Annotated in this window: 21 protein-coding genes; 10 read left to right on the forward strand and 11 right to left on the reverse strand. The window is 73.4% G+C overall.

The annotated features are described in order from the left end of the window. Positions 1-23 precede the first annotated feature (23 nt). On the reverse strand, positions 24-1010 hold the full coding sequence (locus tag H4687_RS05690) for a hypothetical protein (RefSeq protein WP_046917124.1): 987 nt from the start codon (positions 1008-1010) through the stop codon (positions 24-26). Positions 1011-1188: 178 nt separating this feature from the next. On the opposite strand from H4687_RS05690, the gene H4687_RS05695 reads away from it, so the two are divergent. Then, positions 1189-3450: a heavy metal translocating P-type ATPase gene (locus tag H4687_RS05695; RefSeq protein ID WP_046917123.1), complete on the forward strand. Its 2262-nt coding sequence runs from the start codon at positions 1189-1191 to the stop codon at positions 3448-3450. Positions 3451-3832: 382 nt separating this feature from the next. Here the strand turns inward: H4687_RS05695 and H4687_RS05700 are convergent, their stop codons facing one another. Genes H4687_RS05700 through H4687_RS47990 form a run of 3 tightly spaced genes read right to left on the reverse strand, consistent with a single transcriptional unit; the run spans position 3833 to position 6507 of the window. Further along, positions 3833-5233: an NtaA/DmoA family FMN-dependent monooxygenase gene (locus H4687_RS05700; RefSeq protein WP_046917122.1), complete on the reverse strand. Its 1401-nt coding sequence runs from the start codon at positions 5231-5233 to the stop codon at positions 3833-3835. After that, complete coding sequence (locus H4687_RS05705) at positions 5230-6336, reverse strand: LLM class flavin-dependent oxidoreductase (RefSeq protein WP_046917121.1); 1107 nt, start codon at positions 6334-6336, stop codon at positions 5230-5232. The genes H4687_RS05700 and H4687_RS05705 overlap by 4 nt, the downstream gene beginning before the upstream one ends. A 54-nt stretch (positions 6337-6390) precedes the next feature. Further along, entirely contained in the window at positions 6391-6507 is a 117-nt protein-coding gene (locus H4687_RS47990; protein WP_318787705.1) for a putative leader peptide, read from the reverse strand. 463 nt (positions 6508-6970) lie between these two features. Between H4687_RS47990 and H4687_RS05710 the strand changes: the two genes are divergently transcribed. From H4687_RS05710 to H4687_RS05730, 5 genes are all read left to right on the forward strand, one after another. Then, a complete protein-coding gene (locus H4687_RS05710; RefSeq protein WP_046917120.1) occupies positions 6971-8185 on the forward strand; it encodes an MFS transporter in 1215 nt (404 codons plus the stop codon). 179 nt (positions 8186-8364) lie between these two features. Continuing rightward, positions 8365-8556 (forward strand): putative ATP-grasp-modified RiPP, encoded by a 192-nt coding sequence (tgmA, locus tag H4687_RS05715; RefSeq protein WP_013005676.1) that lies wholly within the window; start codon positions 8365-8367, stop codon positions 8554-8556. A gap of 16 nt (positions 8557-8572) precedes the next feature. Continuing rightward, on the forward strand, positions 8573-9556 hold the full coding sequence (gene tgmB, locus H4687_RS05720) for an ATP-grasp ribosomal peptide maturase (protein WP_046917119.1): 984 nt from the start codon (positions 8573-8575) through the stop codon (positions 9554-9556). 116 nt (positions 9557-9672) lie between these two features. Next, positions 9673-10413: a maleylpyruvate isomerase family mycothiol-dependent enzyme gene (locus H4687_RS05725; RefSeq protein ID WP_046917118.1), complete on the forward strand. Its 741-nt coding sequence runs from the start codon at positions 9673-9675 to the stop codon at positions 10411-10413. 63 nt (positions 10414-10476) lie between these two features. Then, positions 10477-10800: a DUF6332 family protein gene (locus tag H4687_RS05730; protein ID WP_046917117.1), complete on the forward strand. Its 324-nt coding sequence runs from the start codon at positions 10477-10479 to the stop codon at positions 10798-10800. On the opposite strand, the gene H4687_RS05735 is transcribed toward H4687_RS05730, so the two are convergent. The 3 genes from H4687_RS05735 to H4687_RS05745 form a co-directional block, all read right to left on the reverse strand. Continuing rightward, on the reverse strand, positions 10761-11426 hold the full coding sequence (locus tag H4687_RS05735; RefSeq protein WP_046917116.1) for a response regulator transcription factor: 666 nt from the start codon (positions 11424-11426) through the stop codon (positions 10761-10763). The genes H4687_RS05730 and H4687_RS05735 overlap by 40 nt on opposite strands. Next, positions 11423-12685 (reverse strand): sensor histidine kinase, encoded by a 1263-nt coding sequence (locus H4687_RS05740; protein WP_046917115.1) that lies wholly within the window; start codon positions 12683-12685, stop codon positions 11423-11425. Before H4687_RS05740 ends, H4687_RS05735 begins: the two co-directional genes overlap by 4 nt. Before the next feature lie 126 nt (positions 12686-12811). Beyond that, positions 12812-13525 (reverse strand): TetR/AcrR family transcriptional regulator, encoded by a 714-nt coding sequence (locus H4687_RS05745; protein ID WP_046917114.1) that lies wholly within the window; start codon positions 13523-13525, stop codon positions 12812-12814. Positions 13526-13709: 184 nt separating this feature from the next. On the opposite strand from H4687_RS05745, the gene H4687_RS05750 reads away from it, so the two are divergent. Further along, positions 13710-14162 carry a nitroreductase family deazaflavin-dependent oxidoreductase gene (locus H4687_RS05750; RefSeq protein WP_046917113.1) on the forward strand — a complete coding sequence of 151 codons (453 nt, stop codon included), beginning with the start codon at positions 13710-13712 and terminating at the stop codon, positions 14160-14162. 51 nt (positions 14163-14213) lie between these two features. Here the strand turns inward: H4687_RS05750 and H4687_RS05755 are convergent, their stop codons facing one another. Further along, the gene (locus H4687_RS05755) at positions 14214-15419 is read right to left on the reverse strand and encodes a geranylgeranyl reductase family protein (protein ID WP_005474796.1); all 1206 of its coding nucleotides are present in this window, start codon (positions 15417-15419) and stop codon (positions 14214-14216) included. 182 nt (positions 15420-15601) lie between these two features. Between H4687_RS05755 and H4687_RS05760 the strand changes: the two genes are divergently transcribed. After that, a complete protein-coding gene (locus H4687_RS05760; protein WP_046917112.1) occupies positions 15602-16957 on the forward strand; it encodes a dipeptidase in 1356 nt (451 codons plus the stop codon). Positions 16958-17042: 85 nt separating this feature from the next. Here H4687_RS05760 and H4687_RS47995 read toward each other — a convergent pair whose 3' ends face one another. The 3 genes from H4687_RS47995 to H4687_RS05775 all read right to left on the reverse strand — a co-directional run bounded on the left by H4687_RS47995 (position 17043) and on the right by H4687_RS05775 (position 19543). Then, positions 17043-18080 carry an NUDIX hydrolase gene (locus H4687_RS47995; RefSeq protein WP_046917111.1) on the reverse strand — a complete coding sequence of 346 codons (1038 nt, stop codon included), beginning with the start codon at positions 18078-18080 and terminating at the stop codon, positions 17043-17045. A gap of 179 nt (positions 18081-18259) precedes the next feature. Continuing rightward, on the reverse strand, positions 18260-18505 hold the full coding sequence (locus tag H4687_RS05770; protein WP_046917110.1) for a hypothetical protein: 246 nt from the start codon (positions 18503-18505) through the stop codon (positions 18260-18262). An 81-nt stretch (positions 18506-18586) separates the two neighbouring features. Continuing rightward, on the reverse strand, positions 18587-19543 hold the full coding sequence (locus H4687_RS05775; RefSeq protein WP_046917109.1) for an ROK family protein: 957 nt from the start codon (positions 19541-19543) through the stop codon (positions 18587-18589). Between the two features lie 251 nt (positions 19544-19794). Here H4687_RS05775 and H4687_RS05780 point away from each other — a divergent pair, with 251 nt between their 5' ends. Continuing rightward, a complete protein-coding gene (locus tag H4687_RS05780) occupies positions 19795-20844 on the forward strand; it encodes a LacI family DNA-binding transcriptional regulator (RefSeq protein ID WP_046917108.1) in 1050 nt (349 codons plus the stop codon). A 3-nt stretch (positions 20845-20847) separates the two neighbouring features. Then, on the forward strand, positions 20848-21615 hold the full coding sequence (locus H4687_RS05785; RefSeq protein WP_046917107.1) for a hypothetical protein: 768 nt from the start codon (positions 20848-20850) through the stop codon (positions 21613-21615). Positions 21616-21628: the final 13 nt, after the last annotated feature.

Below are 21628 nucleotides of genomic sequence, written 5' to 3' on the forward strand. Positions count from 1 at the left end.
GCGGGGGCCGGTGTCACCGCTGCTCAGTGGGAGTGGCCGGCCGGGCTTTCGGGCGTCTCCTCGGGCGTCTCCTCGGGCGCGTCAGCGGTGCCCGTGCGGACCGTGAACGCCGCCGTGTGGACCTTTCCCTCGTGTTTGAAGTCGAGGAACAGGCGATAGGCGCCGGCGCTCGGCGCGGTGGCCGTGAAGGACACCTCCGGGCCGGGTGCGGTGGTGCCGTCGCCGGGCTCGCCGCCCGGATGCACATGCAGGTAGGCGAGGTCGCCGGAGCGAAGGGCGACCAGGTGGCCGTAGGCGCCGAGGTAGGGCTGGAGGTCGGTGACGGGCCTGCCGTCACGGGAGACCTTGAGCCTGAGTTCGCTCGCGGCGCCCGGGCGCAGGCCGCCGTCCAGCTCGACCTCGTAGCCGTTGACCTCGGCGGTGTCGCTCGGCGCGGGCAGCTTGTGCGGCTTGTAGACGCCCGAGACGGCGAGGTCGGCGCCGAGCGTGAGGTTCTCGGCGTCCTTGCCGGCCGGGGTGAAGTCGGCGAACACCCGGTAGCCGCCCGCCTCGGGAAGGTCGACGGGGGTGCTCCAGGTGCCGTCGGCCGCGCGGGTGGGGTGCAGATGGCGGTAGGTGACCAGGTCGCGTGAGGCGACGATGAGGTGGAGTTCCTTGTCGTGCTCGCGCTGGTAGGCGGTGACGGCGCGGCCGTTCTCGTCCCGGACGACGAACCGCAGGTCGGTGCGCCGCCCGGCGGTGACGCCGGGCGTCCGCAGGTCGAGGGTGTGGCCCCCTGCGGAGATCTGCAGTCCGCCGGCCGCGGCCGGGGCGTTGCCGCCTCCGCCCTTTCCGGGCCTCGGCGACTGCTCGGTGTGACCGCCGTGGCGGCCGGGCGCGCTCTCATGGCTCCCGGCCGCCTCCGCGGCGTCCGGGACGACGCGGTCGACACCCCTGCCCACGCCGTAGGCGGTGCCGAACGTGGCGGCCAGCGCGGCGGCGAACGCGGTGATCCTCAGTCCGGTGTTCATGGCCGTCTCCTTCGAGGGGCGGGTGTTCACACAGCTCACAATACCCCCTAGGGGTATCGAGTCAAGCGGCGGGAGCGACTTGCCATCGATACCCCATAGGGGTATACAGAAACAACCTACAGAATACCCCCACCCCGTATACGATCCACAAGCCGCCCCCGCGGTACGAGGAGCAGCCATGACCATCACCAGGACCGGGGCCACCGCCGAGGTGGAGCTCACCATCGGCGGCATGACCTGCGCCTCCTGCGCGGCCCGGGTCGAGAAGAAGCTGAACCGCATGGACGGCGTCACGGCCACGGTCAACTACGCCACCGAGAAGGCGAAGGTCAGCTACGCGGACGACGTCTCGGTACGGGACCTGATCGCCACCGTCGAGGCGACGGGGTACACGGCACGGGAGCCCGCGCCGACCGCGCGGGCCGAGCCCGGGAGCGCCGCAGGGGCGGAGGGCGACGCGTTGCTGCCGCTCCGGCAGCGGCTGGTCACGGCGGCGGTTCTCGCCGTCCCCGTCATCGCGATGGGCATGGTTCCCGCGCTGCAGTTCGCGTACTGGCAGTGGCTGTCCCTGACCCTCGCGGCCCCCGTGGTGACGTACGCCGGGTGGCCCTTCCACCGGGCGGCGTGGACGAACGCCCGGCACGGTGCCGCCACCATGGACACCCTGATCTCCCTCGGCACCCTGGCCGCGTTCGGCTGGTCGCTGTGGGCGCTGTTCCTCGGGACGGCGGGCACGCCGGGCATGACACACCCCTTCGAGCTGACCATCGTCCGGGGTGACGGCGCCGGGAGCATCTATCTGGAGGCCGCGGCCGGGGTGACCGCCTTCGTCCTCGCCGGACGCTACTTCGAGGCCCTTTCCAAGCGGAAGGCCGGCGCGGCCCTGCGGGCCCTGCTGGAGCTGGGCGCGAAGGACGTCACCGTCCTCACGCCCGACGGCGGCGAACGGACGGTCCCCGTCGCCGAGTTGAGCGTCGGCGACCGCTTCCTCGTGCGCCCCGGCGAGAAGATCGCCACCGACGGGACGGTCGTCGAGGGCTCGTCCGCGGTGGACGCGTCCCTGCTGACCGGCGAGTCCGTGCCCGTGGAGGTCGTGGCCGGCGACCCGGTCACCGGTGCCACCGTCAACGCCGGCGGCCGTCTCGTCGTCGAGGCCGGCCGGGTCGGCGCCGACACCCAACTGGCCCGGATGGCGAAGCTGGTGGAGGACGCGCAGAACGGGAAGGCCTCGGCCCAGCGACTCGCGGACCGGATCTCCGCCGTCTTCGTACCGGTCGTGATCGCACTCGCCCTGGGCACCGCCGGGTTCTGGCTCGGCAACGGCGCCGGGCTCACGGCCGCGTTCACCGCCGCCGTCGCCGTACTGATCATCGCCTGCCCCTGCGCCCTGGGGCTCGCCACGCCGACCGCGCTGCTGGTCGGCACCGGGCGCGGCGCCCAGCTGGGCATCCTGATCAAGGGGCCCGAGGTGCTGGAGTCCACGCGCGCGGTCGACACCGTCGTCCTCGACAAGACCGGCACCGTCACCACCGGCCGCATGACCCTGCTGGCCGTGCACCCCGCCGACGGCACCGACGAGGCCGAAGTCCTCCGGCTGGCGGGCGCGTTGGAACACGCCTCCGAACACCCGGTGGCCCGTGCCGTCGCCGGGGCGGCGCTGGACCGGATCGGCCCCCTGCCCACGCCCGAGGACTTCGCGAACGTACCCGGCCTCGGTGTGCGAGGGATCGTCGACGGCCACGCGGTCCTCGTCGGCCGCGAACGGCTCCTCAGCGACTGGGCCATGGAGCTGCCCGACAGCCTGGCACGGGCGCGGGCACAGGCCGAGGCGTCCGGGCGTACGGCCATCGTGGTCGCCTGGGACGGCGAGGCCCGCGCGGTCCTCGCAGTCGCCGACGCGGTGAGGGAGACCAGCGCGGAGGCGATCACCCGGCTGCGCGCGCTCGGCCTCACGCCGATCCTGCTGACCGGCGACAACCGGGCCGTGGCCGAGTCCGTCGCCCGCGAGGTCGGTATCGCCGACGAGGACGTGATCGCGGAGGTGCTGCCCCAGGACAAGGTCGACGTCGTCAAGCACCTGCAGGCCCGGGGCCGGTCGGTCGCGATGGTCGGCGACGGTGTCAACGACGCGGCCGCGCTCGCCCGGGCCGACCTCGGGCTGGCGATGGGCACGGGCACCGACGCCGCGATCGAGGCCGGCGACCTGACCCTCGTACGGGGCGATCTGCGCGCGGCGGCCGACGCCATCCGCCTCGCCCGCCGCACGCTCGGCACCATCCGGTCCAACCTGTTCTGGGCCTTCGCCTACAACGTGGCCGCCCTGCCGCTCGCGGCGGCCGGCCTGTTGAACCCGATGATCGCCGGGGCCGCCATGGCCTTCTCCTCGGTCTTCGTCGTGGGAAACTCCCTGCGGCTGCGGACGTTCCGAGCGGCCGGCTGAGGCAACCTGCCTTATGAATATGGTCAGTTGTCTCGTGGCTCATGGCGACGCCAAGCGAAAGGGCCTTGACGGGCCGAGGAGGAGAGCGATTCGCGACGCGATGTCGCCGCACGCGGCGGAAATGGTGTCGAATTCCTGGTTCGATCGACCGGCGCGGGGACCGGGCAGGACGAGAGTCTTTTGCCCACGGACTTCTTTACCCACGGACACCGCTGCCCACGGACGACTCTCCCCTCAGACGCCTCTCCCCACGGCCTCCTTTCACACGTCCGGAGCCCGGCCCCCCGCATTCCCTCTCCGGACGCACGCATTCCGCCGTGGCGGCGAATGGCGGGGAATGGCGGCGCCGAGGGATTCGGCCCGGCCGGGCGCCCGAGACGGATCAGCCCACGCGCCGACCGGCCGTAGTGGAGCGGCGGGTGAGAGGTTCACGCAGGCCCAGATGGTCACGCAGCGTGGTCCCCGTGTACGCGGTCCGGTAGACGCCGCGCTCCTGCAGTTCGGGGACGAGCAGGTCGACGATGTCGTCGAGGCCGTCGGGGATCAGGTACGGCGTGACGTTGAAACCGTCGACCGCGCCGTGCCGTACCCAGTGGGCGAACCGGTCCGCGAGGCCCGAGGGGGTGCCGACGTGGCCGCGCTGCGGGCCGAGGGCGATGACGGTCTCACGCAGCGACCAGCCGCCCGCCTCGGCCTTCTCGCGCCACTTGGCGACCACCTTGCGCGGGTCGGCGATGCGGCGGGCGCCGAAGGAACCGTCGTTCTCGGCGATGACCGGATCCTCCTTCGGCAGCGGCCCGTCGGCGTCACGGTCGGACAGGTCGCGGTTCCACAGGAGCCCCGCGATGCCCAACGCGGTCGCGGGGGTGACCTGTTGGAGGCGGATCCAGCGCTTCTTCTCCTGCGCCTCCTCCTCCGTGGCCCCGATGATGATCTCCGTACCGGGGAGGATGCGCAGGTCGTCCCCGGGCCGGCCGACGGCCACCAGACGGCGTCGGACGTCCTCGGCGAAGGCCAGCGCGTCGTCGAAGTCGTTGCCGTGCGCGGAGAAGATGACATCGGCGTTGCGGGCGGCGAAGTCCCGGCCCTCACCCGAGTCGCCGGCCTGGAAGATCACCGGGTGGCCCTGCGGGGAGCGCGGCAGGGTGGGCGCGAGGTCCACGTCGAACTGCGGCCCCCGGTGGCGTACTTGCCGGACGGATCCGGGCGCCGCCCAGGCGGAGGCACCGGGCGATCCGGACACGGCACCGTCCTTCCAGCCGTCCCAGAGGGCGCGGGCCACGGTGAGGAACTCCTCGGCGCGCGTGTACCGGTCGGCGTGGTCGAGGTAGCCGCCGCGGCGGAAGTTCTCCCCGGTCCAGGCGTTGTCGGTGGTCACCACGTTCCAGCCGGCGCGGCCCTCGGAGAGCAGGTCGAGGCCGGACAGGCGACGGGCGAGGTCGGGGGCCTCGTTGAAGGTGGTGTTGGAGGTGGAGACCAGGCCGATCCGGTCGGTGACGGCGGCCAGGGCGGCGAGCTGGGTGATGGCGTCCGGGCGCCCGGCGACATCGAGATCGTGGATTCTCCCGTCGACCTCGCGCAGCCGCAGCCCCTCCCCGAGGAAGAAGGCGTCGAACAGGCCCCGTTCGGCGGTCCGGGCCACCTGCCGGAAGCTGGCCGGGTCGATCTGGCTACCGCTGGCCTGGTCGGACCAGATGGTCCAGTGGTTGACGCCCTGGAAGAAGACCCCGAGGTGCACCTGCGCGTCGGGGCGGGGGACGTCGAGCGGATCGGTGCGGGTCATCGGGTCCCCTCCCCTGCCTGGGCCGCCGTGGTGGCGTAACGGTTGGCGGGCCGCTCCAGGCCCAGGTGGGTGCGCAGGGAGGCGCCGGGCAACGGCCGGACCGCGTACCGTCGTTCGAAGAGATGCGGCAGGACCAGCCGGGACAGCTCCGGCAGGTCCTCGTCCAGCACCAGCGGACGCAACCGCACGCCGTCCACGACGCCCCGCAGCCGCTCCAGCAGCGCGGCGAGTCCGGCGGCGGAGCCGATGTGGCGCAGCCGTCCGCGATCGGCCCAGGGTGCGTGCTGTTCGAGGTCGGCGACGCGTTCCTCGGCCGTGGCGTGCGCGGTGTCGAGGGCGACCTCGATCTCGGCGAAGGTCCGGGGCGTCCCGGCTCCGGCGACGGCCGCGGCGACGGCGGCGAGGTCACGGCCCGACACGAGGGCCACGTCGAGCTGCTCGGCGGGCACCGTGCCAGGGCGGCCGAGCACGACGACCTGCCCCTGCGGGGGACGGGGCACGATCGCCGGTCCCTTCACCGTGAAGGTGTCGCCGGTGAAGTCGACGTAGTGGAGCCGGTCACGGTCGAGATACCGGCTGGTGGCCACGGAACGGATGACGGCGTCGTCCTCCCACGAGTCCCACAGCGCGCGTACCGCCTCGACTCCGTCACGGGACTCGCGCGCCCGGGCGGCGGCCCCGTCGACGAGGGGGCGGCCCCAGGCGCGTGCCGCCTCGGGCCTCGCCTCCTCGCCGACCACCCACCCGGCGCGCCCGACGGAGACGTGGTCGAGGGACGCCAACTGGCTGGAGACATGGAACGGTTCGGCGTACGTGAGGGCCACGACCGGCGCGACACCGACGACGCTCGTCGAGGCGGCGATGAACGCGGCCCGCTCCACCGCGCCGATCCGGCCGACCGTGTCGGGGGCGGCGGCGGGCGGGAGGGCCCCGTCGTCGAGCGTGAGGAGGGTGAACCCGGCGTTCTCCGCTGCGGCGGCGACCCGGGCCACCCGGCGCGGGGTCAGCAGATGGTCGGGAGAGTGCGCGGCGCGGCGCCAGGCCGCGGGATGGGCGCCGTCGCCGTCGAGTTCGACGGCGAGGCGCAGGGCAGGGCCGGACATGGGGTGTTCCTTCCGAAGGCACGACGAGACGGCCGGCCCGATGGCCGACGGGAGTCAGACGCGTACGGAAGGACAGACGGCGGAGGCGGTACGGCAGTAGTCGACATGCCGCCGGGTGATCAGCCACGTACCCGCGCCGGCACCGTGCGGTGCCGCGTCACGTACGCGCATCAGGGCCTCCACCCGTCCAGTGGTTACCGCTTCAACCTATGCCGTCGGCCGGGGAAGGTGTCAAGGACATTAGTTGTACGCGCATGTGAAATGAGCGCACACGAAGGCCGGGGAGGGCGGCCTTGGCCGTCGCCCTCAAGGCAGCGGGGTGGGCCCGCCGCAGCCGGGGTCGTCCGAGCCGGACGCTCGTCGGGCCCGTGTGGCCGGGCGGATCGAGCCGCCCGGGGCACGCCCCCGCCTCTCACCGCGCCGGGGTGCGGGCGCCGGCGCGGGCACGCATGTTCGTACGGCGGTGCGGCCCTCCTCCCGGCGTGCCCCCACTCTCACCGCGCCCCGGTCGGGAGACCGAGACCTCCCCCGCCTCCGGACAAGGCGCCGCGACCCGGGACACCTTGCCCCAGCCCCCGGCCCCACTTAGCCTCATTTTGTGCCGCGAATAAACAAAACCCGAACGCACAGTGCCGTGCCGGGCCACGCCGGCGACCTCGCGCGCCTCCGCGACCTCCGCACCCTCCGCATCGCCATCACCGCCTTCTTCGCCCTCGACGGCTTCGTCTTCGCCGGCTGGGTGGTCAGAATCCCCGCGATCAAGGAGCAGACCGGCGCGTCGCCCGGCGCGCTGGGGCTGGCGCTGCTCGGCGTGTCCGCCGGAGCGGTGATCACGATGATGCTCACCGGCCGGCTCTGCCGCCGCTTCGGCAGCCACCCGGTGACGGTCGCCTGTGCCGTCCTGCTGTCCCTCAGCGTGGCCCTGCCCCCGCTCACCCACTCGGCGCTCGCCCTGGGCGCGGTACTGCTGGTCTTCGGCGCGGCCTTCGGCGGGATCAACGTCGCCTTCAACAGCGCCGCCGTGGACTTGGTGGCCGCGCTGGGGCGGCCCGTCATGCCCAGTTTCCACGCCGCGTTCAGCCTCGGCGGCATGTTCGGGGCGGGGCTCGGCAGCCTGGTCGCGGGATCCCTGTCGCCCACCGGTCATCTGCTCGGCATCACCGCGGCCGGTCTGCTGGTCACCGCCGTCGCCGCGCCCACCCTGCTGCGCCACACGCCCCCGGCGCCGCCGGCTCGCACCCCCGGGCAGGAAGCCCGCGAGGCCGAGCCCCGCGACGCATCCGGCGCGGGCCGCCCCGACCGCCGTACGCGCGGCCCGGTCGTCGTCCTCGGCCTGATCGCCGGCTGCACGGCCTATGGCGAGGGGGCGCTGGCCGACTGGGGCGCCCTGCACCTGGAGGCGGACCTGGACGCCTCACCGGGAGTCGCGGCGATCGGTTACTCGTGCTTCGCGGTGGCCATGACGATCGGCCGGCTCACCGGGACGACCCTCCTGGAACGCCTGGGCCGGACCACGGTGCTCGTGGCCGGTGGCGCGACCGCGACGGCCGGCATGCTGCTCGGCTCCCTCGCACCCTCCGTGTGGGCCACCCTGCTCGGCTTCGCCGTCACCGGACTGGGTCTCGCCAACATCTTCCCCGTCGCCATCGAACGCGCCGGCGCCCTGGCCGGTCCCGGTGGGGTCGCCACGGCCTCCACCCTGGGGTATCTCGGCATGCTCCTCGGCCCGCCCGCGATCGGTTTCATGGCCGAATGGTCCTCCCTGCCCGCCGCGCTCACGAGCGTCGCGGTACTCGCCGCGTTCGCCTCCGCCATCGCGTTCAACACCCGCCACTCGGCCGCGAAATGACCACTCACCGTTGCCTCGTGACACCGCGCGGTGCATGAAGTCAGCCCTCCGAGAACATGAGGCAACCATTCAGTCGTTCGATTCGTATAACTCCCTGGAGGCACTGCGACCCGGCCGAACAGAGAGCGGCCGGAGCGTCACCATCCGCTTTTCCGGATGGTCCCGAACAAGGAGAAACGATGCGACTGTTCGTGCTCAACTACGCTCGCGCTGCTGAGCAGTTGGAGTTCAGCGCTCCGTACACCTACGACTCCGGGCTGCAGTTGAACGTGCTCGCCGACGGGCGGATAGCCGCACATGACCAGGGCTTGATGCGGGAATTGGGGGCGACCACCTCCACGGCGGGATCGAAGACCCATTTCGACGACTGAACGCGGATTCGCGACAATGACGGTATTGATCCTCACCTGCGAACAGGATGTGACGGCGGATCTGGTCGTGGCTCGCCTCAACAGGACCGGCGTACCGGTGGTCCGGCTCGACCCCGCCGACCTGCCCGGCGCGGTGGCGCTCTCCGGCGAGTACGTGCACGGCTCGTTCCGCGGGCAGCTGTCCGCCGGCGGGCGTCTGGTGAGCATGACCGGGCTGCGGTCCATCTGGCTGCGCCGGCCGGGCGTTCCGGCCGCCGGGGTCGCCGAGCCCTCCCCCTGGCTCACCGAGGAGTCCTCGCAGGCCCTGTACGGCATGCTGCGCGGCACGGGCGCCCGCTGGATGAACGACCCGGACGCGGCCCGCAGGGCCCGCCACAAGCCGTGGCAGCTCCGGCACGCCCAGCGCTGCGGGCTCCCCGTGCCGGCCACGCTGATCACCACGTTCCCGCAGGCCGCCCGCGACTTCGCCGAACGCTTCCCGGACCTGGTGGTGAAGCCCGTCTCCGGCACCCACCCGCAGGCGCCCGCCAGTACGGTCCCCACCAGCCGGGTCGCGCCCGGCACGGACTTCACCGCCGTCGCGTTCGGCCCGACGCTGCTGCAGCGCCGGATCGCCAAGACCGCCGACATCCGGCTCACCGTCGTCGGCGACCGCATGCTGGCCGCCCGCAAGGCGGTCGCCCCGGACGCGCACCCCGACGAGGTGGACGTCCGCTTCGCCCCCTCCGCCGCGCCCTGGCAGCCGGTCGAGGTCCCGGCGCGCACCGCCACGGCCGTAGGCGCCTACCTGCGTGACGCCGAACTCGCCTACGGGGCCTTCGACTTCGCGGAGGACGCGGACGGGATCTGGTGGTTCCTGGAGTGCAACCAGTCCGGGCAGTTCGGGTTCGTGGAGATGGACACCGGCCAGCCCATCGCCCACAGCGTCGCCGAGTGGCTGGCGCGGGAGGAACCGGGGGCGGGAGCGCGCCGCGACGACCGGATCCGGGCGACACCCTGACATTCCGGATGCGCCCCGGACGACCTGACGTCCCGGCCGACCCGTAGCTGAACCGAGGCGCCCGCCCCGGCCGGGGCGGGCGCCTCGCACGCGTGGTCGTCCGGCAGACTCGCCCCATGGAGACCGCCGAACACATCAGAGCCCTGGACGAGGAGGGCCGCCGGCTCGCCTCGGCCGCCCGGAAGGCCGGTACGGACGCCGAGGTGCCGACCTGTCCCGAGTGGCGGGTGCGGGACCTGGTCCGCCACACGGGGGCCGTGCACCGCTGGGCCACGGCGTTCCTCGTCGACCGGCACCCGTCGCCCCGGCCCCTCACCGACGGCCCGGAGCTGGACGGCGCCCCTCTGCTGACCTGGTTCGAGGAGGGGCACCGCCGCCTCGTCGAGACACTGCGCACCACGCCCGCCGACGCCGACTGCTGGAGCTTTCTGCCCGCACCCTCCCCGTGGGCCTTCTGGGCGCGCCGCCAGGCCCACGAGACCGCCGTGCACCGCGCCGACGCCGAGTCCGCGCTCGGCGGCGAACTCGGCCTGCCCTCCGTGGACTTCGCCGTGGACGGCATCGACGAACTGCTGCTCGGCTTCCACGCCGGCGGCAGAAGCCGGGCGCGTACCTCGGCGCCGCGCGTCCTGCGGGTGCGGGCCACCGACACCGACGCCGTCTGGACCGTACGGCTGTCCTCGGAGCCGCCCGTGGCGCGGCGCGTGGAAGCGACGGGGGCGGGTGACGCCGACTGCGAGATCGCGGGCCCGGCGCCCCATCTGTACCTGTCCCTGTGGAACCGGCTCGGCCTCCCCGCCGTCACCGGAGACCCCGCGCTCGCGCGGTTGTGGCGGGAGACCTCGGGTATCGGCTGACCCCGGCCCGGCGGGTGCGTCCGCCGCCTTGTCGGCCGGGCCCGCCGCCCCCACACTCGGCTCATGGGGAGACGGACGCAGGCCGAACGGGACGCGATGACCACGGAGATGGTCTTCGCGTTCTGCGCGGGGGCGGTGCTGGCGGGCGCGGCCTTCTTCGGCGTGACGGAGTTCCTGCCGCATGTCTTCGGCTCCCTGGGCGACCGGTGGAGCCTGCTCGGCCCCCTCGCGCTGACGGTGAGCGTGGTGGTGTTCGTCGCGGTCGTCACGATCGTGCTGACCCGCTTCCGGCACGCCACGCGACGGCGCCGGCAGGCCGCCGGCCCCCTCGACGCACGACTTTCCGCTCAGCCCAGCCAGCCCGGCCGCACCAACCCCGACTCGTAGGCCAGGACCACGAGTTGGGCGCGGTCGCGGGCGCCCAGCTTCACCATCGTCCGGCTCACATGCGTCTTGGCGGTCAGCGGGCTGACGACCAGACGCCGGGCGATCTCGTCGTTGGTCAGGCCCATGCCGACCAGGGCCATCACCTCCCGCTCCCGCTCGGTGAGTCCGGCGAGGGAGGCGGCGGCCGCCGGCTGCTTGGAACGGGCCGCGAACTCGGCGATCAGCCGCCGGGTCACCCCCGGCGACAGCAGCGCGTCCCCCTCCACCACCGCCCGTACCGCGCGCAGGAGTTCGTCGGGCTCGGTGTCCTTGACGAGGAAACCCGACGCGCCGGAACGGATCGCCTCGAACACGTACTCGTCGAGCTCGAAGGTGGTCAGCATGACGACCCTGACACGGGCGAGTTCCGGGTCGCCGGTGATGCGCCGGGTCGCGGCGAGCCCGTCGAGCACGGGCATTCGGATGTCCATCAGGACCACGTCGGGCAGGAGTTGACGCACCCCGCTCAGCGCCTGGGCACCGTCGACGGCCTCACCGGCCACCTCGATGTCAGGCTGTGCGTCGAGCAGGGCCCTGAACCCGGCCCGCACCAGGGCCTGGTCGTCGGCCAGCAGTACGCGGATCACCGGTCCTCCTCGACCTCGCGGGACGCCCGCAGCGGCAGTACGGCGAGCACCCGGAACCCTCCGTCGGGGCGTGGCCCCGCCTCGATCGTGCCACCGAGCCCGGCGGCCCGCTCCCGCATCCCCACGAGTCCGTTGCCGCCGCCACCCGCATCGGTGCCGGTCGCGGGCCCGTCGTCGTCGATCCGCAGCCGCAGTTCTCCGCCGCCGTGCTCGATGCGCAGGCGCGCCCGCCGCGATCCCGAGTGCCGTACGACGTTGGTGAGGGCCTCCTGGACGATGCGGAACGCGGCGAGATCGGTGCCCGGCGACAGCTCCGGCGCCCGGCCCTCCATCTCGACGGCCAGGCCCGCGCCCGCCGCCTGCTCGACGAGTTCGGGGAGACGGTCGAGGCCCGGGGCCGGGGCGCGCGGGGCGTCGCCGGGCGTGCGGAGGGTGTCGAGGACCTGGCGGACCTCGCCGAGGGCCTCCTTGCCCGCGGCCTTGATGGTGGTGAGGGCGGCGCGCGCCTGTTCCGGGTCGGAGTCCAGGAGCGCCAGACCCACGCCGGCCTGGACATTGATCACCGAGATGCTGTGCGCGAGGACGTCGTGCAGTTCGCGGGCGATCCGCAGCCGTTCCTCGTCGGCCCGCCTCCGCGCGGCCCGCGCACGGTCCTCCCGCTCCCGGGCCCACTGCTCGCGCCGGGTCCGGGCCAGCTCCGAGAGCGCCACGATCGCCACGACCCAGGCCACGACGACGATCTCCTGCCCCCAGCTCGCGGCGTCGTCCCCGCCCGGCGGCAGCCACCGGAACAGCCAGTGCGCCACCAGCACATGCCCCACCCACAGCGCCCCCATCGCCGTCCAGGCGGCCGTGCGGTGCCCGGCGACGATCGCGCTGAAGCAGCCGACGGCGACGGTGAGGAACACCGGCCCGTACGGATATCCGGCGCCCAGGTACACCATCGCGCTCACCGCCGTCCCGAAGGCGACGAACACCGGCCACCGCCACCGGCCCAGCAGCAGGAGCGCGCCCCCGAGCAGCAGGGCCCGCGCGAACACGTCGAGCGGGGCGCGCCCGTCCCGCTGGAGCTCGGCGGCCGCGGTCGAGCCGGCCATGACGAGGACGGCGACCGCCGCCGTGGAACGCCAGGGCAGGCGCCGGCGCGCGGCGTCGCCCTCCGGCCGGTTCCACCACGGGGGCCCGCCCCCCTGCCACCGTCGCCACGGCGGCCCGCCCCGCGTCGGGGGACCGCCCGCCTGCGCACTCTGCTCCGCCATGCCGGCCACGCTAGACGCCGCCCACCGGGCACGACGTCACCCGAGCGAGGTGATCACCCGTACTCCCGGCGAAGTACGCCCCCCGGTCCCGGGGCCGGGGCCGGGGCCGGGGCCGGGGCCGGGGCGTCAGCGTGCCGGCGCCTCGGACTGCGGGAACACCAGGCCTACGTGGTGGGCGAGTTGGACCGCCGCGTGCCGGAAGAACACCTCCCGGTCCTCGACCACCCGGTTGAACTGCCCGAAGACCTCGAAGCTGATCAGCCCGAACAGCTGCGCCCACGCCCCGACCAGCACCGTGATCACCTCCGGCGGCAGGTCGGGCGCGAACTCCTCGGCGATCCGCCGCGCCTCGGGCCGCAGCTCGGCGGGCAGCTTCCACTGGGCCACGCCCTTGGCCCGAAAGGCGTCCCGCACGATACGGATCAGCAACTGCCCGACCCGGGAGGCGGCCGGCAGGGTCGCGTCGGGCGCCTTGTAGCCGGGCACGGGCGAACCGAAGATCAACGCGTACTCGTGCGGCCGTGCCAGCGCCCACTCCCGCACTCCCTCGCACACCGCGACCCACTGCCCCGCCGGGCTCTCGGCGGCGGCCCGCGCGTGCGCGGCCTCGGCGGCCTCGCCCACGGAGTCGAACGCGTCGATGATCAGCGCGGTGAGCAGCTCGTCGCGGCTCGGGAAGTAGCGGTACAGCGCGGAGGAGACCATGCCGAGTTCGCGTGCCACCGCGCGCAGGGACAGTTTGGCGGCGCCCTCGGCGGCGAGCTGTCTGCGCGCCTCGTCCTTGATGGCGGCGGTGACCTCGATCCGGGCGCGGGCGCGGGCTCCTCGTGCTGTGCTCATGTGAGGCAGTGTGCCACAGGGCAGAGCACTGCACACGTTTTGGAGCACTGCTCTCGCAACGGATCGCCGCACACGACCGAGAGCATGCAACGCAAACGAGAGCACCGCTCTTGCTTTGGAGCACCGATCTCGTGCACACTGCTCTCAAGCGAGAGCAGTGCTCTCCATAAAACGGGAGGACCCCATGCCGTCGTCGACCCACTACATCCGGACCAACCCCTTCGACCGCGCGCTCAACGGCTTCGTCGGCTGGCTCGCCCGCCGCGGCGTCAGCCTCCTCGGCACCGCCGAACTCTCCGTGCGCGGCCGCAAGAGCGGCGAGTGGCGCCGGCTCCCGGTCAACCCGTTGCCGTACGAGGGCGGCCCCTACCTGGTCTCGGCGCGCGGCCACTCCGAATGGGTGCGCAACATGCGGGCGGCCGGCGGCGGACGGCTCCAGGTGGGCCGCCGGACGCAGGAGTTCACGGCGGTCGAGCTGCCCGACGAGGAGAAGCCCGTCGTCCTGCGCACCTACCTGAAGAAGTGGGGCTGGGAGGTGGGCCGGTTCTTCGACGGCGTCAGCGCCGACTCCACCGACGAGGAACTGCTGGCCGCCGCGCCGAAGCACCCCGTCTTCCGGATCACCGTCCAGCGGTGACCGGGCGGGGTGCCGGCGGCCCGACGTGGGCCGCCGCACCGGCCCACGGCCCTACTTGTCGAACGCCGTCAGCGCGCGCTGGGCGATCGGGCGGTTGCGGACGATCTCACCCAGGGAGGTCGACCCGCGAGTGATGTCGACGAACGCCCGCCAGGCGGGCCGGAACCCGGTCAGCGCGGCGTGGAAGAGACCCGGCCGCCGCTCGAAGGCGACCAGCAACCGCTTGCCGACGCTCATCTCGACGCCGAGCCCCGCCTTCACGGCGAACGCGTAGTTGAGGGCCTGACGACGGGTGTCGACCGCGTCGTGCGCCTCGGCGATCCGCACCGCCCACTCGCCCGCGAGCCGGCCCGAGCGCAGCGCGAAGGAGATGCCCTCCCGCGTCCACGGCTCCAGCAGCCCGGCCGCGTCCCCGCAGACCAGCACCCGGCCCCGCGAGAGCGGTGAGTCGTCCGCACGGCAGCGCGTCAGGTGCCCGGAGGACACGCTCGGTTCGAAGCCGGCGAGGCCGAGGCGCCCGATGAAGTCCTCCAGGTACCGCTTGGTGGCGGCGCCTTCACCGCGCGCGGAGATCACGCCGACGGTCAGGGTGTCGCCCTTGGGGAACACCCACCCGTAACTGCCGGGCATGGGGCCCCAGTCGATGAGGACGCGCCCCTTCCAGTCCTCGGCGACGGTCTCCGGAACGGGGATCTCCGCCTCCAGGCCGAGGTCGACCTGTTCGAGCTTGACCCCGACATGCGCCCCTATGCGGCTCGCGCTGCCGTCCGCCCCGACGACGGCCCGCGCGAACAGCGTCTCGCCGCCCTGCAGCACGACGGCGACCGTCCGCCGGTCCGGGACGGTCGAGCCGTGCTGCTCGACCCGGGTGACCGTGACACCCGTACGCAGTTCGGCGCCCGCCTTCTGGGCGTGCTCGACCAGTTGCTGGTCGAACTCGGGCCGGTTGATCAGGCCGAACAGCATCTGCTTGGACTTGCGCGTCCGGGCGTACCGTCCGTCGAGGGAGAAGGTGACCGCGTGCACCCGGTCCTTCAGGGGAAGCTCGAAACCGGGCGGCAGCGCGTCGCGCGAGGGGCCGATGATGCCGCCGCCGCACGTCTTGTACCGCGGCAGCTCCGCCTTCTCCAGCAACAGGACGCTGCGCCCCGCGACCGCCGCCGCGTAGGCGGCCGAAGCCCCCGCGGGGCCCGCGCCCACCACGACGACGTCCCACACCCGCTGCACGTCGTCCGCCGAAGAGTTCTCGCTGCTCACGATGGTCTACTGCTCCCGATCCAGCCGCCTGCCGCACCTGTCCCACGCATCCTACGGCGGGTGACGCCGTGGGCCGCTGTGGGAGGATCGGCAGCGCGTGCGCCCTACACCGACACTCCGGGCAAGCGCGTACGCAGCCACATGCCCACCAGGACAACGTCGCACCCACGAGGAGCGTGCCCATGCCGTCGAACCCGGTCGCCGAGACCGTCGCCTCGCTGATACCCCGGGCGAAGGAGGAGCTCACCGAACTGGTGGCCTTCAAGTCGGTGGCGGACTTCGACCAGTACCCGCGCGGCGAGAGCGAGGGCGCCGCGAACTGGGTCGCCGACGCGCTGCGCGCCGAGGGCTTCCAGGACGTCGCCCTGCTCGACACCCCCGACGGCACCCAGTCCGTGTACGGCCACCTGCCGGGGCCCGAGGGTGCGAAGACCGTGCTGCTCTACGCCCACTACGACGTCCAGCCGCCGCTGGACGAGGCCGCCTGGCAGTCCCCGCCGTTCGAGCTGACCGAGCGCGACGGCCGCTGGTACGGGCGGGGCGCCGCCGACTGCAAGGGCGGTGTGATCATGCACCTGCTCGCACTGCGGGCCCTGAAGGCCAACGGTGGGGTGCCGGTCCACGTCAAGGTGATCGCCGAGGGCTCCGAGGAGATGGGCACGGGCGGACTCCAGCAGTACGCCGAGGCCCACCCCGAACTGCTCGTCGCCGACACGGTCGTCATCGGCGACGCGGGCAACTTCCGCGTCGGACTGCCGACGGTGACCACCTCCCTGCGCGGCATGATCGCGATGCGGGTGCGGATCGACGCCCTCGAAGGCAACCTGCACTCGGGCCAGTTCGGCGGCGCGGCCCCCGACGCGCTCGCCGCCCTGATCCGCGTCCTCGACTCGCTGCGCGCCGAGGACGGCACCACGACCGTCGACGGCCTCGCGGGCCAGGGGACGTGGGACGGACTGCGGTACCCCGAGGAGCGGTTCCGCGAGGACGCGCGGGTGCTCGACGGCGTGCGGCTGGTCGGCACCGGCTCGGTCGCCGACCGCATCTGGGCGCGCCCGTCCGCCACCGTGCTCGGCATCGACGTACCGCCGGTGGTCGGCGCGACCCCGTCGATCCAGGCGAGCGCCCGCGCCCTGATCGGTCTGCGCGTCCCGCCGGGCGTGGACGTCGGGCAGGCGCTCAAGCTGCTCGAAGCACACCTGGTGGCGCACACCCCGTGGGGCGCCCGTGTGACCTGCGAACCGATCGGCCACGGCCAGCCGTTCCGCGCCGACACCACCAGCCCGGCGTACGAGGCGATGGCCTCGGCCATGGCCGAGGCCTATCCGGGCCAGGAGATGCAGTACGCGGGCCACGGCGGCTCCATCCCCCTGTGCAACACCCTCGCCGGCCTCTACCCCGACGCCGAGATCCTCCTCATCGGCCTCAGCGAGCCCGAGGCCCGGATCCACGCGGTCGACGAGAGCGTGTCCCCCGAGGAGCTGGAGCGCATGGCCGTGACGGAGGCGCTGTTCCTGCGCAACTACGCGGCGAACTGAGCGGCCGGGATCCGGCGCCGGTGCGGCTCCGCGCCCTTCGGGGGCGCGGAGTCCTCCGCGCGACGACCCGGACCGCGGAGCATCCTCACACCGGCACACCGGCCTCCAGGTACAGCGCGGCGCCCCGCTCGCGCGCCCGCAGCGCCCAGCGCAACCGCTCGTAGCGGACGGGCGGCAGCAGATCCGCGGCCTCCTCCTCGGTCACGAACCGCCAGCCGCGCAGCTCGGGGCCGGGCAGCACCGGCCGCTGCGCACCGCTGACGTCGAGGCGGCCCCCGTCGAACAGCAGACGCAGTCCGCCGTATCCGGGCGGCCGGGGCGTCTCCCAGTCCACCACCAGCAGCCGGGGCACCTCCTCCAGCCGTATCCCGGTCTCCTCCAGGACCTCACGCACACCCGCCCGCGCCGGCGCCTCCCCGGACTCCACGACACCGCCGGGGAACTCCCAGCCGGCCTTGTAGGTGGGGTCGACCAGCAGGACCCGGTCGTGCTCGTCGAACAGCAGGACCCCCGCGGCGACCGTCTCGGCGGTCGGCTCGGGGGTCTGCACGATGTCGCACGCGGGTACGTCGTCGGCGGCCACGGCGTCGGCGATGCGCCGCGCGGTCTCGTACGGGGTGAGGGCGCCGGTGTCGACGAGATGGGCGTCCGCGGTGAGCCAGCCGCCCAGTGCCGCGCGGTAGGGCGCGATGTGGTCGTACGCCCATTGGCGCAGCCGCATCTCGCCGTCGGGGAGGTCGGGCGGTATCTCCCGCCCGGCTATTCGCTCGCGCAGTATCGTTTCGGCCGGGGCCAGGAGCAGATGCCGTACGGCGATGCGGCGGGCGGCGAGGCCGCCGAAGATCTCGTCGCGGTACTCCTGGCGGAGCAGGGTCATGGGGACCACGAGGGTGCCGCCCAGCTCGGCGAGGAGGGCGGCGGCGGTGTCGACCACGAGCCGTCGCCAGCTGGGCAGATCCTGGAAGTCGCCGACCTCGGCGAGGCGTTTGGCCGGCAGCATGTGCGTCAGTGCGCCGCCGATGACCTCGGGGTCGAAGAGCGTGCTGTTCGGGATCAGTTCGATCAGTTCCCGTGCGGTGGTGGTCTTCCCCGCACCGAACGCACCGTTGATCCAGACGATCACGGTTCCCCCTCTTCTGTTGACCCCCTGAGGCTTGCCCTCCACCCCGCCACGGAAACCAGCCGCCGACGAGGAGCCGAAATACGACGACGGCGGGTCCCCGCCGAACGGGGGCCCGCCGCCTGCGACGCGAAAGGAGAGGCGGGGAGAACGGCTGTCCTCCCTCGTGCTCTACAAGGCCGTCAGCCTTCCTTGCCGCCCTTGCCCTTCTGGTCCGCCAGGCCGCCCAGGGCGTCCTCGTCGACCGCCAGGCTCTTGCTGGAGACCGTCTTGCCGACCTTGCCGAGAGTGCCCTCGACGTCCAGTTTGCTCAGACCGTCCGTCTTCCCGAGGGCGTCGGCGGCTTCGAGACCGTGCGACGGCGTGATGGCCGCGACGACGAAACCGGTGGCGAGGGAGGCGATGGCGAGCATGCTGCGCTTCTTCATGCCCTGCTCAACTGCGGAACGCCCCGCGGGGTCACGGCCGATTTGCCGCGATCCGGCCCCGCCCGCGGACGGCGGTGGGGGTCAGGCCACCCCGGCCACCCGGGTGCCCGTCCGGCCGGCCAGCGCCGCCGCGGCGGCCCCGACGAGGCCCGCGTCGGTGCCCATCACGGCGGGGGCGACGGTCAGGTGCTGGACGAAGGACAGGGTGGCGTAGTCCTTCAGGGCGGTGCGGAGGGGGGCGAAAAGGACGTCGCCGGCGTTCGCGACGCCGCCGCCGATGACGGCGATGTCGATCTCCACCAGGGTGGCGGTGGCGGCGATCCCCGCCGCGAGGGCCTGCGCGGCGCGTTCGAACGAGGCCACCGCGACCGGGTCGCCGGCCTGCGCGGCGGCGGCGACCGCCGCGGCCGAGGTGTCGCCGTCGGGACCGGGCCGCCAGCCGTGTTCCACGGCGCGGCGGGCGATGTTGGGCCCGCTCGCGATGCGCTCGACGCAGCCGCGGGCGCCGCACGGGCAGGCGTCGCCGTCGAGGTCGACGCTGATGTGCCCGATGTGGCCGGCGTTGCCGGTGGGGCCCGCGTGCAGTTTCCCGCCGAGGACGAGGCCGCCGCCGACGCCCGTCGACACGACCATGCACAGCGCGTTGTCGTGGCCGCGCGCCGCGCCCTGCCAGTGCTCGGCCGCCGTGATGGCCACACCGTCACCGATCAGCTCGACGGGCAGTCCGCCGGTCGCCGCCCGGACCCGGTCGACGAGGGGGAAGCCTCGCCAGCCGTGGATGTTCACGGGGCTGACCGTGCCGGCCGAGGCGTCCACCGGCCCCGCGCTGCCGATGCCGACGGCCGCCACCCCGCTCCACTGCGGCGCGGCCGTCAGCTCACCGAGCACGGCCTCGACGGCCCGCATGACGGTGTCCGCGTCCTCCCGCGCGGGCGTCGGGCGCTGGGCGCGGACCACTATCCTGCCGCGGCCGTCCACCAGCGCCCCGGCGATCTTGGTGCCGCCGATGTCGAGCGCGGCCACGAGGTCGGTCTGCATCAGTGTCAGTTCTCCCGCTGCGAGTCTCCTACCGGGTGCCCGACAGAGCGACGCCCGGATCTCCGGCCGGAAATCCGGCAGCACGACGCTCGCCTGGTGGGGGGCGCCGGCCAGAGAATGCGATAGACAGTCTCCCCTGGGCATGACAACGTTGTCCAGGCCCTATGCTCGACGCCACATCCTCAACAGCCGCACAATTCCGACACGGCACCACCGACCACACCCGTGGACGACAGGACAGGACCGCGCACGTGCCCGAGACCGCCAACGGCATCGCCCGCCGCCCCGAGAACCGCTACGGCAACCGTCCCACGATGAAGGACGTCGCGGCACGGGCCGGAGTGGGTCTCAAGACGGTCTCCCGGGTGGTGAACGGCGAGCCGGGCGTCACCCCGGACACCGAGCGCCGCGTCCAGGAGGCGATCGAGGCACTCGGCTTCCGGCGCAACGACAGCGCCCGGGTGCTGCGCAAGGGCCGTACGGCCAGCATCGGCCTGGTCCTGGAGGACCTCGCCGACCCGTTCTACGGTCCCCTCAGCCGGGCGGTGGAGGAGGTCTCCCGCGCCCACGGCTCGCTGCTGATCAACGGGTCGAGCGCCGAGGACCCGGACCGTGAGCAGGAGTTGGCGCTGGCGCTGTGCGCCCGTCGCGTCGACGGGCTCGTGATCATTCCGGCCGGTGACGACCACCGGTATCTGGAGCCCGAGATCAGGGCGGGCGTCGCCACGGTGTTCGTGGACCGTCCGGCCGGGCGGATCGACGCCGACGTCGTGCTGTCGGACAGCTTCGGCGGCGCCCGTGACGGCGTCGCCCACCTGATCGCCCACGGCCACCGCCGGATCGGCTTCATCGGCGACATGCCCCGGATCCACACCGCCGCCGAGCGGCTGCGCGGCTACCGGGCGGCCATGGAGGACGCGGGCATACAGACGGAGCACGGGTGGACGTCGCTGGGCGTCACCGATCCGGAGCGGGTACGCAGGGCGGCCGAGGAGATGCTGTCCGGCCCGTCGCCCGTCACGGCGGTCTTCGCGGGCAACAACCGGGTGACGGTGACGGTCGTACGGGTTCTCGCCGAGCACGCGCGTCCGGTCGCCCTCGTCGGCTTCGACGACTTCGAGCTGGCCGATCTGCTCCGGCCGGGCATCACGGTCGTCGCCCAGGATCCCGCCCGGCTGGGCCGCACCGCCGCCGAGCGCCTCTTCCGGCAGCTGGACGGCTCCCTTGTCGCTCCGGAACGCATCGAGCTGCCGACCAGGCTGATCGCCCGCGGTTCGGGCGAACTCCCGCCCGCGGACTGAGCGTTGACCACCTCCGACGCCCGTGACCTCGAAGCGCTCGGCCTCGCCGTGGCGCCCCGCGAGGACCCGCTGAGCTACCCGGGCGCGTGGCCCGCCACGTCGGGACTGCTGGACGGCAACCGGATGCTGCCGCTGGACACGCTCGTCTTCGAGGACCGGGTGCCCGTCCTCTCGGTCGGCTCCAACGCCTGCCCCGCGCAGCTGGTCCACAAGATGGCGGAGCATGGTGTGCGGTGCCGGATCCCGATGGTCAGGGCCAGGGTCACGGACATCGGGATCGGCGTCTCCGCCCATGTCAGCCTCCTCGGCTATGTCTCCGCGTCGCCGTTCCACTCCCCCGGCTCGACCGCCGAACTGTTCCTCACCTGGCTCGACGAGGCGCAGCTCGCCGTGGTCGACGCGAGCGAGGGCGCCGACTCACCGACCGGCAACTTCCGCCGGGCCCTCCTGCCCACCGCCGACTTCCGCGTCGAGCTGGAGTCGGGCGAGGTCCTCGACCACGCCTGGATCTACGTCAACCGGTGGGGCGTGCTGCGCGACGGCGGCCCCGGCCCGCGTCCCCACCCGGGCCGGCAGCGTCCGCTCATCGGCGAACTCCTGGCCGCCTCGGTCGAGTTGCGCGCACTGTTCGGCACCACCCCGGACGAGTTCTGTGCCCGGGCGCGCGGCGACCGGGGCCGGTGCGTCCGGGGCAGGGAGCTGTTCGCCGAGCACGGGTGGACGACGGTGTCGGGCCTGGAACAGTACGTACGGCCGCACCCGGGGGCGTAGGAGTGCCCTGCCC

This window comes from Streptomyces stelliscabiei (assembly GCF_014873495.1).
GTDB lineage: Bacteria > Actinomycetota > Actinomycetes > Streptomycetales > Streptomycetaceae > Streptomyces > Streptomyces bottropensis.